Source organism: Paenibacillus sp. NPDC058898 (genome assembly GCF_049316025.1).
Taxonomy (GTDB): domain Bacteria; phylum Bacillota; class Bacilli; order Paenibacillales; family Paenibacillaceae; genus Paenibacillus_AQ.
This window is the reverse complement of sequence record NZ_JBMOSM010000028.1, coordinates 1-12,885: the sequence shown is the minus strand read 5'-3', so window position 1 is coordinate 12,885 and position 12,885 is coordinate 1. Positions and strand designations below refer to the sequence as shown.

Annotated in this window: 16 protein-coding genes and 1 pseudogene; 15 read left to right on the top strand and 2 right to left on the bottom strand. The window is 40.3% G+C overall.

The features are described from left to right. The first annotated feature begins 25 nt into the window (after window positions 1-25). From ACOZB4_RS33345 to ACOZB4_RS33335, 3 genes are read left to right on the top strand one after another with little or no spacing between them, the layout of a single operon-like run. Window positions 26-352: a phage tail protein gene (locus tag ACOZB4_RS33345; RefSeq protein ID WP_000394499.1), complete on the top strand. Its 327-nt coding sequence runs from the start codon at window positions 26-28 to the stop codon at window positions 350-352. Further along, a complete protein-coding gene (locus ACOZB4_RS33340; protein ID WP_005130223.1) occupies window positions 352-1,047 on the top strand; it encodes a phage minor tail protein L in 696 nt (231 codons plus the stop codon). The genes ACOZB4_RS33345 and ACOZB4_RS33340 overlap by 1 nt, the downstream gene beginning before the upstream one ends. Then, window positions 1,044-1,478: a C40 family peptidase gene (locus ACOZB4_RS33335; RefSeq protein WP_005130224.1), complete on the top strand. Its 435-nt coding sequence runs from the start codon at window positions 1,044-1,046 to the stop codon at window positions 1,476-1,478. The genes ACOZB4_RS33340 and ACOZB4_RS33335 overlap by 4 nt, the downstream gene beginning before the upstream one ends. A gap of 44 nt (window positions 1,479-1,522) precedes the next feature. On the opposite strand, the gene ACOZB4_RS33330 is transcribed toward ACOZB4_RS33335, so the two are convergent. Continuing rightward, on the bottom strand, window positions 1,523-1,726 hold the full coding sequence (locus tag ACOZB4_RS33330; RefSeq protein WP_005130226.1) for a hypothetical protein: 204 nt from the start codon (window positions 1,724-1,726) through the stop codon (window positions 1,523-1,525). Between the two features lie 123 nt (window positions 1,727-1,849). On the opposite strand from ACOZB4_RS33330, the gene ACOZB4_RS33325 reads away from it, so the two are divergent. The 12 genes from ACOZB4_RS33325 to ACOZB4_RS33270 all read left to right on the top strand — a co-directional run bounded on the left by ACOZB4_RS33325 (window position 1,850) and on the right by ACOZB4_RS33270 (window position 12,646). Continuing rightward, entirely contained in the window at window positions 1,850-2,242 is a 393-nt protein-coding gene (locus ACOZB4_RS33325; protein WP_000138815.1) for a hypothetical protein, read from the top strand. Then, window positions 2,242-2,880, top strand: a complete 639-nt coding sequence (locus ACOZB4_RS33320; RefSeq protein WP_004832954.1) for a lysozyme — start codon at window positions 2,242-2,244, stop codon at window positions 2,878-2,880. The genes ACOZB4_RS33325 and ACOZB4_RS33320 overlap by 1 nt, the downstream gene beginning before the upstream one ends. 1,010 nt (window positions 2,881-3,890) lie before the next feature. Continuing rightward, on the top strand, window positions 3,891-5,012 hold the full coding sequence (gene repM, locus ACOZB4_RS33315) for a replication initiation protein RepM (RefSeq protein WP_000818856.1): 1,122 nt from the start codon (window positions 3,891-3,893) through the stop codon (window positions 5,010-5,012). 116 nt (window positions 5,013-5,128) lie between these two features. Then, window positions 5,129-5,860, top strand: coding sequence for a hypothetical protein (locus ACOZB4_RS33310; protein WP_000084438.1), 732 nt, complete (start codon window positions 5,129-5,131; stop codon window positions 5,858-5,860). An 87-nt stretch (window positions 5,861-5,947) separates the two neighbouring features. Continuing rightward, window positions 5,948-6,379 carry a hypothetical protein gene (locus ACOZB4_RS33305; RefSeq protein WP_000005905.1) on the top strand — a complete coding sequence of 144 codons (432 nt, stop codon included), beginning with the start codon at window positions 5,948-5,950 and terminating at the stop codon, window positions 6,377-6,379. A 36-nt stretch (window positions 6,380-6,415) separates the two neighbouring features. Then, on the top strand, window positions 6,416-7,819 hold the full coding sequence (locus ACOZB4_RS33300; protein WP_000102026.1) for a DnaB-like helicase C-terminal domain-containing protein: 1,404 nt from the start codon (window positions 6,416-6,418) through the stop codon (window positions 7,817-7,819). An 87-nt stretch (window positions 7,820-7,906) separates the two neighbouring features. After that, window positions 7,907-9,001 (top strand): hypothetical protein, encoded by a 1,095-nt coding sequence (locus ACOZB4_RS33295; RefSeq protein WP_004832942.1) that lies wholly within the window; start codon window positions 7,907-7,909, stop codon window positions 8,999-9,001. A 63-nt stretch (window positions 9,002-9,064) separates the two neighbouring features. Beyond that, window positions 9,065-9,619, top strand: coding sequence for a hypothetical protein (locus ACOZB4_RS33290; protein ID WP_004832940.1), 555 nt, complete (start codon window positions 9,065-9,067; stop codon window positions 9,617-9,619). Then, window positions 9,619-10,110 carry a hypothetical protein gene (locus ACOZB4_RS33285; RefSeq protein ID WP_004832937.1) on the top strand — a complete coding sequence of 164 codons (492 nt, stop codon included), beginning with the start codon at window positions 9,619-9,621 and terminating at the stop codon, window positions 10,108-10,110. The genes ACOZB4_RS33290 and ACOZB4_RS33285 overlap by 1 nt, the downstream gene beginning before the upstream one ends. After that, window positions 10,104-10,712, top strand: coding sequence for an Asp23/Gls24 family envelope stress response protein (locus ACOZB4_RS33280; protein WP_002124005.1), 609 nt, complete (start codon window positions 10,104-10,106; stop codon window positions 10,710-10,712). Before ACOZB4_RS33285 ends, ACOZB4_RS33280 begins: the two co-directional genes overlap by 7 nt. Next, on the top strand, window positions 10,709-11,218 hold the full coding sequence (locus tag ACOZB4_RS33275) for a hypothetical protein (protein ID WP_004832935.1): 510 nt from the start codon (window positions 10,709-10,711) through the stop codon (window positions 11,216-11,218). The genes ACOZB4_RS33280 and ACOZB4_RS33275 overlap by 4 nt, the downstream gene beginning before the upstream one ends. 12 nt (window positions 11,219-11,230) lie before the next feature. After that, on the top strand, window positions 11,231-12,646 hold the full coding sequence (locus ACOZB4_RS33270; protein ID WP_004832933.1) for a hypothetical protein: 1,416 nt from the start codon (window positions 11,231-11,233) through the stop codon (window positions 12,644-12,646). A 129-nt stretch (window positions 12,647-12,775) separates the two neighbouring features. On the opposite strand, the pseudogene ACOZB4_RS33265 reads toward ACOZB4_RS33270, so the two are convergent. Next, a pseudogene (locus ACOZB4_RS33265) lies at window positions 12,776-12,885 on the bottom strand (IS5/IS1182 family transposase); the annotation flags it as partial.

The following is a 12,885-nucleotide window of genomic DNA, read 5'->3' as shown; positions in this document are numbered from 1 at the left end:
GGCGCTTAATTTCATTCTGAGTCTTATGGAATTTATTTGGAAGCCCGATTTGGGCGCTGAAAAGTCGAAAAAACCTTCCGTCTCTACGGTCAAGTTTAATGATGGCTACGAAGCTCGTATTCCAAATTCTATTAACCCAAGTTTGCGGGTATGGAACTGCACCTTTACCAACAACCTGCAAACGGCAAATGAAATTGACGAGTTTCTTAACAAAGCCAATGGCACAACCGCGTTTGATTGGATTGACCCACAAGGCAAAAAAGGCAAGTTCGTCTGCCGCGAATGGAAGATGAATCAAATCAAATTTGGTGTTTTTCAGATTACCGCAGTGCTTGAAGAGGTTTATGAATAATGGGCGAGAAAATCGCTGTAGCTGAAATTCAATCGTTGTCACCAACAGCAGAAGTCGAACTGTTTGTTATTGATACAACTAAATTTGGCGGCGATGTTATTCGTTTTTGTTCTGGCGTAAATGCGTTTCACCAACCGATCTACTGGCAGGGAGAACGCTATGACCCTTTGCCTATTGAAGCAAGTGACTTTGATGTAAGCAGTCAGGGCACTTTGCCTACGCCTAAGCTAATTCTGGCAAACGTAAGTGGCTTATTTTCGTCACTTGCGGCGGAGCTGGACAACCTTATTGGATGCAAGGTTATCCGTAAACGTACATTTGGCCGCTTCCTTGACGAAGTGAACTTTCCTAATGGAAATCCCGAAGCCGACCCAACGCAACATTTGCCAGATCAAATTTGGTTTATTGATCGAAAGGTTAATGAAAGCCGCGTTTCAATTGAATGGGAATTGGCATCAGCCTTTGATTTCCAAGGCGTTCAACTACCTTTCAGTCAGGTGACCAAGAATGCATGTCGCTGGCAGTACCGTTCGCCAGACTGCGGTTGGACAGGCGGTTATTTCACAAAGGATGACAAGCCGACAGATGACCCGAATCTTGATGCCTGCGGGAAACGGGTTAGCTCTTGTACTTGCCGATTTGGTGAAAATGCCGTTCTTCCATACGGCGCATTCCCAGGGGTGCAGCGCGTATGATCGACACACGCCTACTTAATGAAATTAAACAACATGCGATGGATTGTTATCCAAATGAAGCTTGTGGCTTTATTGTTGTCAATAAATATAAGTTAGCGCTTACTATTAAATGTCGTAACGATTCGCCGTTCCCGAAAACTCAGTTTCTTATTAATCCCGATGAGTATCTTCGCGCAGAACAGGAAGGTGAAATTGTTGGTGTATGGCATACGCATACCAATGGCAGAACTAAACCGTCCGAATCTGACTTGGCTGGCTGCGAATCTACTGGATTGCCTTGGTACATACTCGCGGTTGATAAAAATGGCGAGGAATTCCACTTTAAAGACCTCTATATTTGGAATAAAGTAGCAAAGGATAGAGGCTCTAGCACAGCCGCAGTCGGAAATGCCACTTGTATTGCTATGGCAATTGACGTCACTAATATGTAATAAAAAGGCTTCCAGTTGGAAGCCTTTTTAATGAAGTCGAATGGTTACGCAGTACCGCCATTTTCTTCAGTGGTAGTGGTTTCATCTACATAAACCAGTCCGACCGAAGCTAGACCAGGAGTCTTCCGATCGTAAATCAAGGTCAAGTTTTCAACCGGCTTTCCATTTTGACCTTCGAGCAAGTTGACTTGCCCTAAAAGAACGTTCAAAAGGTTAGCTTCATCTTTCGTGATCTGCTTTAATGCCATAGTAAACATCCTAAAAATTGAACAACGATAATTTTTACACACTCATAAATTATTAGTAAGTGCTTATTTATAAAATATAGTAAAAATGTTATATTTTCTCAACTAATCTAAGGCGAGAAAATCATGACCGAACCAGTATCAACTACTATCGGTGGATTCGCTGCTTGGAAGGCATTTGGCATGACTATCGTAGTCGCAATCTGTGTGATGGCAGTTGCGGCTGTAGTGCTCATGATGCGGATGCCGAGATCTCCGAGAGAGTGGGGAGTTGGCTTGATTACCACAGTAATTTCAAGCTTGGCTGGCGGCTCTTTCATCATCATCAAATTTAACCTTCATGCTTGGGCAACAGACGTATGGGGAATGATCGCGCTTGGCGGTTTCTTCTTCACATGTGGTTTGCCGGGGTGGGCTATTGTCCGTTGGATTTTCAACTATATCGAAAAGAAGGAGGATTCCGACATTTTCGAAGTTGCAACTGATATTAAAAACGACCTGAAGGAGTTTAAAGATTAATGAGTAGCATGGTATCCGCACTTGCATCAGTGCAAATGGCTCAGATTGCGCAAACTTATTCTTGGCTTCGGGCGATGTCAGGAGGCAGATTAACTCAGGAACAAGTAACTGCTGGTGACGAGATTATCGAGAAGGCGGGATTAGAAACTTTCGCCAAACTCATTGGTTACAAACTTGAATCTGGCGTTACAGGGCAATGGGATATTTCCGAAAAAGGATATGAACTTATACGTGGATTTGAAGGTTTCAGGAATACGGCATATCTGGATACTGGTAGCGTCCCGACTATTGGCTTCGGCACAATCAAATATCCAAACGGCCAACCTGTAAAAATGGGTGATACTTGTACTCGTGTTCAAGCAGAAGAATGGCTTAAAAACGATTGTAAGTGGGTTGATGCTTGTCTTGATAAGTATGTGAAGGTCAAGGTAACTCAAAATCAATTTGATGCGCTTGCTTCGTTTGTTTACAACGTAGGTGAAACTGCATTTGTCAAAAGTACAATGTTGGCTGTCCTTAACCAAGGGAACTATATTGCTGCTGCAAATCAGTTTGATCGTTGGATTTTTGACAATGGCAAACGTATTAATGGATTAGTTAACCGCCGTGCTGCTGAAAAGAAATTATTCTTATCATGAAGCATTTCGGTACATTAATGCTGTGCATCCTGTTTTCAGGATGTACAGCTTCAACAATTCAAAACAATATCCATGTCACTGTCTGTTTACAGTGTGCACCTATGATGAGCCGATAGAACAATGATTTCATTTCTTTGGCATCTGGTAGGGGGAATAATGTTTTTAACAACATGCATTATCCTTATGTACTCTTATCTTCAAAACAAATCTTAATTTGAATTTAAAACTAAACCCAATTTTACTTCTTCCTGTGAACTCTTTTTTTTAAAAACGCTCTATGCTTTGAATTACAAGAGTTCTAATAATAACAGTACAAAAATTCCGTTGTGGATAACTTAAAACCTATTTGAATTTAAAATCTTTTCTTTTTTTCTTTTAGAAGCTCTGAAACGATTGCTATCAAATACTTTCAAAGCCTATTAAGGTACAAAAACTCCGTTTGAGCGGTACAAATACTCCGTTTTAACGGTACAAAAAGTTTTAATTACGGTACAAATATTCCTTTTTAACGGTACAAAAATTCTGTCCTGTATTTTCAATAGTTTAAAAGGTACAAAAACTCCGTTAAATCGCCTTTAACGGTACATTTTCTCCGTTAGAAGTCCTATAAAGGTACAAAAACTCCGAATAAGTACCTTTTAAAGCCATTTTTCCATTAACTTAAAGAATACATAAAAGGATTTCGGTACATTTTCTCCGTTTACACCCCTATAAAGGTACATTTTCTCCGCTAAACTAATAGCCAAAATCATCATAACGGTACAAAAACTCCGATAGGGGAGTGATAACGGTACATTTTTTCCGTTCAAAACAGGCGATAACGGTACAAAAATTCCGAAGGAATGCCTATAAAGGTACAAAAACTCCGGTAATGTCATTACATTGTCATGTTTTGGTCAAAATCCTTAAATATAAATCCGCTCAATTCTGACTGATTAACTAGATTTACAAACATTATCTAATCATGTACCTTTTACGAAAACCAATAAAACCTTTCTGAAACGGAATATATGGCAGAACTTATTAGGAATTCAGATGTTTATAAAGCGAATGCATTGATTAATGCAAGCTACGCTTTGGACACTGCTGAGCAAAGAATAATTCTACTCGCCATTTTAGTTTCCAGAAACAAGAATGCAGATCTGACTGCCGAAACGATTATCGAGATTCCGGCTTCCTTATATGCCCAAAAATTTAATACAACAGTGAGCGCGGCATATAAAACACTGAAGGAAGCCGAAGATACCTTATTTGAAAGACGTTTTTCTTACACCACAATGCGAAATGGCAAGATTGAGGTGGTTCGGTCACGTTGGGTATCACGAGTTTCATACGTTAAGGATGATGCATTATTAACGATCACCCTAGCTCCTGATGTGATTCCTCTAGTAACCAAGCTAGAAGGAACCTTTACCAAATATGCCATCGACAATTTACGCGATGTGACCAGTAAATATGGCATCCGTCTGTATGAGTTGGTCGCTAGTTGGAAAAATTCGGATATACGAAAAACTCCTGTTTATGACTTTGAGGACTTCCGTGCCAAGATGGGCCTTCTTCCTCATGAGTATAGAGACAAGAAAAATCCCGAAAGTACGGATATGACCAACTTCAATAAACGTGTATTGAAGCCGGCAATTGATCAGATTAATAGTTTTACTGACCTGTTTATTACTGAAAAGAAAATCAAGACAGGACGTAATATCACGGGCATTTATTTTGAAGTAAGTTTAAAAACCGATAACTTCATTGAAGGCGAAGCGAAAGAAATCCATGACAGCAAGCCTTCTTCCGATTCAGCTAAAAAGACAGGCGCTCCTTTAGAAAACATTAGGCTTCCAAAAGTATCGACCCAAGAGTTTTTGGGTAGTGATCTCAGCGAAGAGGACCTTAACAAAGAGAACCCATTAAAAGAATTTATCGTTGAATCTGGCGTTTATAAGTCTGCTATTGAAAAGCCAGTAGAAGAAAAGGATGAATTTGAATTAAATGGCATAAAACGACTGTATGAGGCACTATTAAAGCTGGATGAGGGCGTAACCAAGGAATACGTCCGCGAATATGCCCAGATTAAAGGCGTAACTCTACAACACGCATTAATTGAACTTTATAACTCTAAAAGACCGGCTTAAACATTCCGGTACTTGGGTCTTTTCCGAAAACTTGGGTTTTTGAAGTGCTAACGAATAATTAAATAATACTTTCTATAATATTTAAGTTTTTATATTAATTATTCGGAAACGATCGGATGTCCCAAGTTGAAAAACAAATACCCAAGTATTTAGATTGGGCGGGTCACTTTTATGGCAATGACCTTGATTTAGAACATTACGAAATTCTCACCATTCAGTACATTCCCAAGAAAGAGCGGAAGCTAGAAACGCAGTTAATGACAACCAAGTGGTTTGACTATAGGCTGATGCATCCCATGCAAGCCACTTATTACTTCTTTCGGCTTTTCAAAAATGAATATCGAAACTTTTATAGAAAAGCTATTGATCATAAGGCGGCCGAATTCGTTAAACCCATTAAGGAGCGAGATTTCTTACTCAGTCGTGAGGCCTTGTCATTTTGGCGACTCAGACAGGCGGTTGATGCTTTGGGAATGCGTTATGACTTCTATTTAAAAACCGCATTTGATAAATGCTTTAAGGTGATTGCGAATGGTAGACCTTTGCCACCTAGACCTGCTCAACTAAAAAAAGAAGAACTGTTAATTGAAGTCTTCCATGAGTGGGAGTCTTATTGTGAAGCTTCGCTCCAGATCGCTAAAAGTCCATATTTTACCGCTACACTTTTTCATAACAGTCCAATGCAAGTTGATTATGAAGATTTTATTGTTAAGCAGGTGCGGATGCGTCAAGTGCAGCATTACGCATTAGGGACATGCATTTATCGCTATGATGCGCTTCGAATTGAAAAAGCTTTAGAGTCTTTTGATATTTCAATCATCAACCAAGCTATTAAATCCAGTATTTAATGCTTTTTTCTCTTAAAATATTAATAAGCGCTTACTATAATTTGATAATATCGTTTTTATAGTAATTACTAATGTTTCGAGGTTTTAATGAGCGAATGGCAGAAAGAACTTGCGATACAAAACAAGTTCGGCAATAGCGCTCCAATTTCAAAGGAGTCTATTTACTTAAATACGGAAGAAAAGCAAAAACTTCAATTTCAGCCGCGTAAAACGTATGGGCGTAGGCTGCCAGCGAACGAATGCGAAATTGAAGAAATGGGCTACATGAAGTTTGTTCGTAAGCTGCAAGAGCAAGAACAGGAAATTGTAGTCATTAAAACAGACGGCGAAGTTGTACGTGGATACATCCGTGCTGCGGATGCAGAAACGATCTCGCTTCGTTGTTATTTGAATGGTGATAAAAACGGTCGTTATCGTGCGCGTGTTCTTTTTAAACACCAAATTTCCGAGTTCTCACCAACTAAGGGGATTGAAGACCTAGTTGATGAGCTAGAGAGAAAGTCGAAATCTAAATCTTAAACGTAAGCCATCTATTTTCTATAAGGATTATCTTATATGTCTACTGCTGTGGCCGAAATTCATGAAGAAGAGGTCGTTGATAAAGAACTCGAAGGCTTCACCGAAGAAAAGTTTGATTACGACGATGAGTTTCAATCAAAAATTGCGGCTTTAACTTTACGTGATGATGAGTTTCTTAGAAGAGCCGCCCATATTCTGAAGCCAGAATTTTTCGAAAATCAGGGTGAAGCATGTCTGGTCGATATTGCGCTCCAACACTTCAATAAATATGGATGTTCTCCTGATCCCGCTTCTGTTGTCCAAATTATCAAGGATAAAGCTGCTTCTAAAGTTTATAAGCGAGAAACATTAGCGGCAATTGTGGAAGCAAGGAAGAAATTAATTGGCATCTATGTCACTGACAAGGCTTTCGTTGAAGAAAAGGTTGTTGAGTTCGCGCGAAAACAGGCGGTATCCAATGCGATTGTTAATTCTGTTCCTGATCTTGAGGCAGGTAATTACGCCAAGATTGAAGCGCGTATCAAGGAAGCTATTGCGGTCGGATTGAATGAAGAGGGTGTTGGTTATGACTTCTTCGCTCAGGCGTTGAATCGTAAGCTGGCACGTATCGAGAAGCTGACAGGCAAAGTACCTCCGACAGGCATTACTACTGGCTGTAAAGAACTTGATGATCTGCTCTATCACAGAGGTTGGGGACGCAAGGAGCTGTCTCTATTAATGGGCGGTGCAAAAGCAGGTAAGACGCAAGCGCTTATTCACTTTGGCCGTATCGCAAGCTTTGCTAAATACAACGTTCTATATGTAACGCTAGAAGTTGGTAAAGACATTATTGCAGACCGTTTAGATGCCTCTATTTCAAAAGTGATCATGAAAGAATTGGCGTCGAAGGCTGCAAGTGTTGCAACTGCGGTCGAGACGGTAGCCAAGACGGCGGGCAAATTTATTATTCATGAATTTGGTTCCGGTACATTTTCTCCGTCACAGCTAAGAGCGTTAATTGATAGGTATAAGAATCCTGGGCGGAACCCTGATGGAACGATAAGACCGCCAATCAAGTTCGATATGATCATTGTGGACTATGCAGATTTGATGCGTCCAGATATTCGTACAAATGACCCAAAAGAGAACTCAAGAGCTATCTATGTTGATTTACGCGCGATTGCTTTTGAAGAGAATGTGGCGTTACTGACAGCTACTCAGACCAACCGTGAGGGCTTTAAGTCAACGGTAGCCAAGGCAGAGCACGTAGCTGAGGACTTTAACAAAATCAGGACCGCTGACGTTGCAATCTCCATCAACATTACAGAGGAAGAGAGAGCGAAAGGTCAGGCTCGATTGTACTTTGCAGCTTCTCGTAACCAAGAGATGGGGGTTACTGTGGTGATTAAGCAGAATGTGTCCATGATGAGGTTCTTGGAAGAAGTGATTAGCGTCGAATAAATTTAACCCATTATTATAGTAAGCGCTTATTTATAACTTTGTGCTAGTATAAATAAGCGCTAATTTTATCTAATGCGATTTTGCAATATGAGAGATCAAGAAAGTTTAGCGGAGATATTAGACCGCATTGATATGGAGTATTGGCTTAACCGCGAAGGGTTTGAATACAAAGTAACTCGCGGAAAAAACGGAATCCAGTTGAATGTTAAGGAATGTCCGGTATGTGGTAACTCAAGCTGGAAAGTCTATCTGAATCAGGATACGGGTTTGGGTAACTGCTTTCATGGTGATTGCGAAACCAAATTCTCGAAATGGAAGTTTATTAAGGCTGGTATAGGTGGTAATAGCCTAAGCAATAAAGAGATTGTCGAGCATGTTAAAGCAATTGCTCAGGAGCAGGGCTGGCAGCCAAAGCGCAAAAGTGAACCCACACAAACCAAAATTGGCGATCTAAAGCTTCCAAAAGCCTATGACTTGCCGATCATGGGTCAGAACCTAAAGTACCTGAAAGATCGAAATATAACGCTCGATACGTGTCGTGAATTTGGACTGAAATTCTGTCAAAAGGGTTGGTTTGCATACATAGGTCCAACGGGTGAAAAGCAATACCAAAACTACAGCATGAGAATCATCATTCCTGTCAGGGACCTTGAAGGCAAGCTTGTGTCTTTTCAGGGTCGGGATATTACAGGAAAGGCTGAAAAGAAGTATCTATTTCCTCCTGGTTTCGCGTCTACGGGCACTTACCTATATAACGGCCATAATGCCCTAGGTTACGTTGAAATCGTCATGGGAGAGGGCGCTTTTGACGCTATGGCGATATATCAAGCCTTCAAGGAAGACGAGTTCCTTTGCAATGTTGGAGTTGTCGCGTCATTTGGTAAGCATCTTTCGGTAGGTGGTGATGAATCGCAAATGGCTGAATTACTAAAGCTCAAAGATGAGGGATTGGAGTGCGTGACAATTATGTGGGATGGAGAGCCTGCCGCAATTCTGTCTGCGATCGATGCATGTTTAAAGATAAATAGCTTTGGCATAAAGGCAAGGTTGGCCACGTTGCCTGCTGGATGTGACCCCAATGAAGTCGACCCTGAAATCGTTCGCACAGCGTATCGAAAAGCGATACCAATTACGCCAATTAGCGCAGTAAGTTTACGCATTAAGTATATGGGTAAAGTCTGAATCGTATTTGATTCCAAATCATTGTTTTTAAAATATTGTTGAAGTTTTCAAGGTGCTTTTACTATGAGTTTAAAAATTGTGGTCAGAAGTGCCTACTCATTGCATACGAGTGGGACAAAATATTATTCGATGTTCTTGTTATCTGTACAGGACGGAGCTAAACGCAACACGCAATTATTCAAAATTTATGGCTCAGCGGTAAATCAAACGGCTCAAGTCAAACACCATTCAGAAGGTAAGGGTGAAACACTTGATACCGAATTTAATAAAACACTAAAAGCGAAAGGTAAAGCAGGTGAATATAGCGATTTACGTGAAAGCGAAATCCTGCATGAATTTGATAATTTCCATGATTTTATTACTTACTTGACTCTCGACTCTCCGATTAATGCCATTAGAGCGCCTTTCGCATCAGCGATTACCGAAAAGGGTTTTGAACAATATTTAGAAACCTTGTCCCAAACGTTCGGGATTCCAGTTGATGACATGTACAAATTTACATTCAGATATGAAACAGAGGAAGAACGGCAACGAAAACAAGAAGAGGAAGAGCGTAAAGCGGCTCAGCTCATGGCACAACGACAAGAATTTTATGGTGAAGTTTTGGGGTCATGGTAATGAACAGAGTAATTATTGGGGTTCCACATTGTCGGTTTATGGTGACAAAGACCACAACGAATGAAAAGGTTTTGGAGCTGACAGAATATTTTGCTGTCCACAAGCATACTCAAGATGAAGTATTAGGCTTGGCGATCAAGGCTGTTGATTACCATGATAACAAGGGCGGTTATCACCGAACGGTCGAAATTCTTGAAAAATACGGAGGACTTTCTTACTCAACAGTAGCAGAAAGGGTAAAGAATTTAAGTAAGGCTGCTGTACGTAATCTAGTTGATGAATTGTCTACCAATTCGGATTCGATTAATCCAATTGAATATGCTCAATCAATTTTCGGTCGCGAAGCATCCAATATTTTTGACAAAGGGCGAGAAGCTGAGATCAAGTCAATTTTTCAAAATTATTTTGGACCTATCAGAAGCGAACTGAGCGAATTAATTCTTGATACAGATGAGTATGCTGCCTATAAAGGAGTACAAGGATCATGGTAACTAAAACTCTTCCTGAACTCGATTTGGAATTATCCAGAAGCGGAACAAATGCCTATTACTGCGATTTTTGCCCTCATACTGGCAACCGTCCTAATTATGCCGCATGCCTAAAGCGCATCCATAATGTTCAGGAGGGAAATGAACGCGAGGTGGATGCAGTTTGTGTAGTCGCTATCCATAGACATCACTGTGAAGCTGCCGAAATGCGTGAACGTGAAATTGAGGCAGGTAAGCCTCTCTATTACATTGATCGTTCAGAAATGCGAAAACAAGTTGGGAAGCGGCTGGCTAAACAAGGAATTTCTATTTCTTCTAAATTTGATTATAAGTTAGAACTTACTAATATTAATGGTGAAAAACCAGAAAAAGAAATTCCAGTTAATTCAAAGGGTAATTATTCATTAAGTGATGCAATCAATACTAAACTAAAGAAAAATAGTTTGAATACCAAAGATGTTCATGTAGAATCGCAACAAGAAAATAAAGTAAGCGCTAACTTATATATCGAGAGTGAGAGCTTAACTGTACCAAGTATCGAGAGCGGATTATCGCTTTTAGAAATTGCTAACCGTTTCAAAGCAAACACACAGGAAAAATTATGAGCAACGCAGAAGATTTATTAGAAGCTTTAATCAAGGCATTAAAAGACTCGAATGTAGATGCCGAGGAATTACGCTTCATGACCTTGCTTCCTGATCACATGCGCAAGATTCAGGATTTAACCGAAGAGTTTGTAAAAGCTCACGTTAATGGTCCACAACAGCTTGAAGTTTACATGAGAGCCATTATGGGTGTGGTTGCACAGGTTCAAGCAGCATTAGTCGTGAATACCGGCACAGAATCAATTCAGGAATATGCACAATTATTGGCTCAAAAATCAGAAGATGAATATTTGCTTGATCTAGGTCACATGCTTCGTGATTTTACCAATCATTGGCTAGCGGTCTTTCTGCAAGCTGCAAAAGAGCATTTCGGCGAAGAAGTATTTAAAGCTCATCAAGCCCATGTTAGAGAAGTGATTAAAAACGCTAAAAGCGAAATGCTGAAATCCAAAGAAGGCGATTCCCCATTTAAAGATTCATTTATTCCTTCATTTGCAAAGCAGTAATAAGGTGTAGCAATGAATAGCGATCAGTTACTAGAGGCTTTAAACCAAATTGCATCTGAAAGCTCAAAAAATGAAAAACTAGCTTTACTCATGGATTTTGAAGCAGAAAAGGGGTTGTTCAGAGAAGTTCTGCGTTTGGCATATGACCCGTTTATTGTCTTTGGAATTTTGCCAAAAGCAGAAGATGCAGGAACAGGGGAATTAATGTTTGATGAGGTTGATACCCTTGAGTTCCTATCTAAGCTTAATAACCGTGAACTAACAGGCAATGCAGCGCGCGAAGCGCTGCGTAGCCAACTGGCTCAATTATCAGAGAAGTCAGGCGAGCTTCTAATTCGAATTTTAAGAAAAGATTTACGTGCAGGTTTTAGTGATGCAACGATCAACAAAGTCGTGCCTGATTTGATTCCTGTATTTCCATACCAACGCTGTTCATTGCCTAGTGAAGTAAAGCTGAAGGCATGGCCGTGGAAAGATGGCATTTATTTGCAAGAAAAAGCTGATGGCATGTTTGCCAACGGGACCAATTTAGAAGATAAGTTCTTCTTGTCCTCACGTCAGGGCACGCCGTTACCTATGGAGCATTTTTCCGACCTTACTGCGGAAATGGATATGCTGATCAAAGATGTCCAATATCATGGCGAACTACTTGTCGAGCGTGATGGTGTCGTCCTGCCACGCAAGGTTGGAAATGGCATCTTGAATTCGGTCACTAAGGGTGGCTCATTCGCTGAAAATGAAAAACCGATCTATATGATTTGGGACTTCATTCCACTTAGTTCTGTTAAGTCAAAAGGAAAATTTGAAGCAGCATATAAACGTCGTATTGCACTGATTAAATCGATGCTGGCCAAGTTTAAGCCTAAGTATGTGCGGCTTATTGATACGCATGTTGTTCACTCATTGGGCGAGACTTACGATCACTTTTTTAATGTACTTATGCAGGGCAAAGAGGGACTGGTAATCAAGCATCCAGAAGGTCACTGGAGAGACGGTACAAGTAAACACCAAGTTAAATTAAAACTTGATGCGGATTGTGAGCTGGAGGTTGTGAGCATTAATCCGGGTAAGGTGGGTTCAAAGAACCAAGGGCGAGCAGGAGCTTTGCATTGTAAATCTGCATGTGGTCAAGTCATTGTGGATGTCGCCATTAAGAATGAAAAAATGCGTGGCGAAGTTGATGCAAACCCTAGTGACTGGATTGGTCGAATTATCACTGTACGTTCAAATGCCATTATGCGCCCATCCAACAGTAACCAGAATTACTCGTTGTATTTGCCACGTATGGTTGAGGACTGCTATCGAATCGATAAAACGGAAGCTGATGATTTAAAACGTATTGAAGAGCAATTCAAAAACGCTATCGAAGCTGCCAAGAAGCTGGCAGAAAGTGAAGCGGTGGTGATTGACAATACAGCGACAGCATAAATATGGAGTATATATTGATGTTATCTAAAGCTAAAAAACTACATCGTCAAAAAGCTTTACGTCCTTCTACTGAACAATGGGAAATTATCGCAACTAGGGTTTGTTGACATTTACTGTTCATAATTAACCCTATAAAGGTAGCCATAAAAATATACATGCTAAAGCAACAGAACTTTGATAATTTCTTTTGAGCTTGTCATATCGAGTAGCTATTCCTCTAAATTGCTTTAATCTACAAA

Excerpts from the sequence above, each read along its gene's own strand:
- ACOZB4_RS33320 (WP_004832954.1), top strand. The coding sequence starts at position 2,242 with ATGAGTAGCATGGTATCCGCACTTGCATCAGTGCAAATGGCTCAGATT.
- ACOZB4_RS33345 (WP_000394499.1), top strand. The coding sequence starts at position 26 with ATGGAATTTATTTGGAAGCCCGATTTGGGCGCTGAAAAGTCGAAAAAA.
- ACOZB4_RS33285 (WP_004832937.1), top strand. The coding sequence starts at position 9,619 with ATGAACAGAGTAATTATTGGGGTTCCACATTGTCGGTTTATGGTGACA.
- ACOZB4_RS33330 (WP_005130226.1), bottom strand. The coding sequence starts at position 1,726 with ATGGCATTAAAGCAGATCACGAAAGATGAAGCTAACCTTTTGAACGTT.
- ACOZB4_RS33325 (WP_000138815.1), top strand. The coding sequence starts at position 1,850 with ATGACCGAACCAGTATCAACTACTATCGGTGGATTCGCTGCTTGGAAG.
- ACOZB4_RS33290 (WP_004832940.1), top strand. The coding sequence starts at position 9,065 with ATGAGTTTAAAAATTGTGGTCAGAAGTGCCTACTCATTGCATACGAGT.
- ACOZB4_RS33270 (WP_004832933.1), top strand. The coding sequence starts at position 11,231 with ATGAATAGCGATCAGTTACTAGAGGCTTTAAACCAAATTGCATCTGAA.
- ACOZB4_RS33300 (WP_000102026.1), top strand. The coding sequence starts at position 6,416 with ATGTCTACTGCTGTGGCCGAAATTCATGAAGAAGAGGTCGTTGATAAA.
- ACOZB4_RS33275 (WP_004832935.1), top strand. The coding sequence starts at position 10,709 with ATGAGCAACGCAGAAGATTTATTAGAAGCTTTAATCAAGGCATTAAAA.
- ACOZB4_RS33295 (WP_004832942.1), top strand. The coding sequence starts at position 7,907 with ATGAGAGATCAAGAAAGTTTAGCGGAGATATTAGACCGCATTGATATG.
- ACOZB4_RS33340 (WP_005130223.1), top strand. The coding sequence starts at position 352 with ATGGGCGAGAAAATCGCTGTAGCTGAAATTCAATCGTTGTCACCAACA.
- ACOZB4_RS33305 (WP_000005905.1), top strand. The coding sequence starts at position 5,948 with ATGAGCGAATGGCAGAAAGAACTTGCGATACAAAACAAGTTCGGCAAT.
- ACOZB4_RS33310 (WP_000084438.1), top strand. The coding sequence starts at position 5,129 with ATGTCCCAAGTTGAAAAACAAATACCCAAGTATTTAGATTGGGCGGGT.
- ACOZB4_RS33335 (WP_005130224.1), top strand. The coding sequence starts at position 1,044 with ATGATCGACACACGCCTACTTAATGAAATTAAACAACATGCGATGGAT.
- repM (WP_000818856.1), top strand. The coding sequence starts at position 3,891 with ATGGCAGAACTTATTAGGAATTCAGATGTTTATAAAGCGAATGCATTG.
- ACOZB4_RS33280 (WP_002124005.1), top strand. The coding sequence starts at position 10,104 with ATGGTAACTAAAACTCTTCCTGAACTCGATTTGGAATTATCCAGAAGC.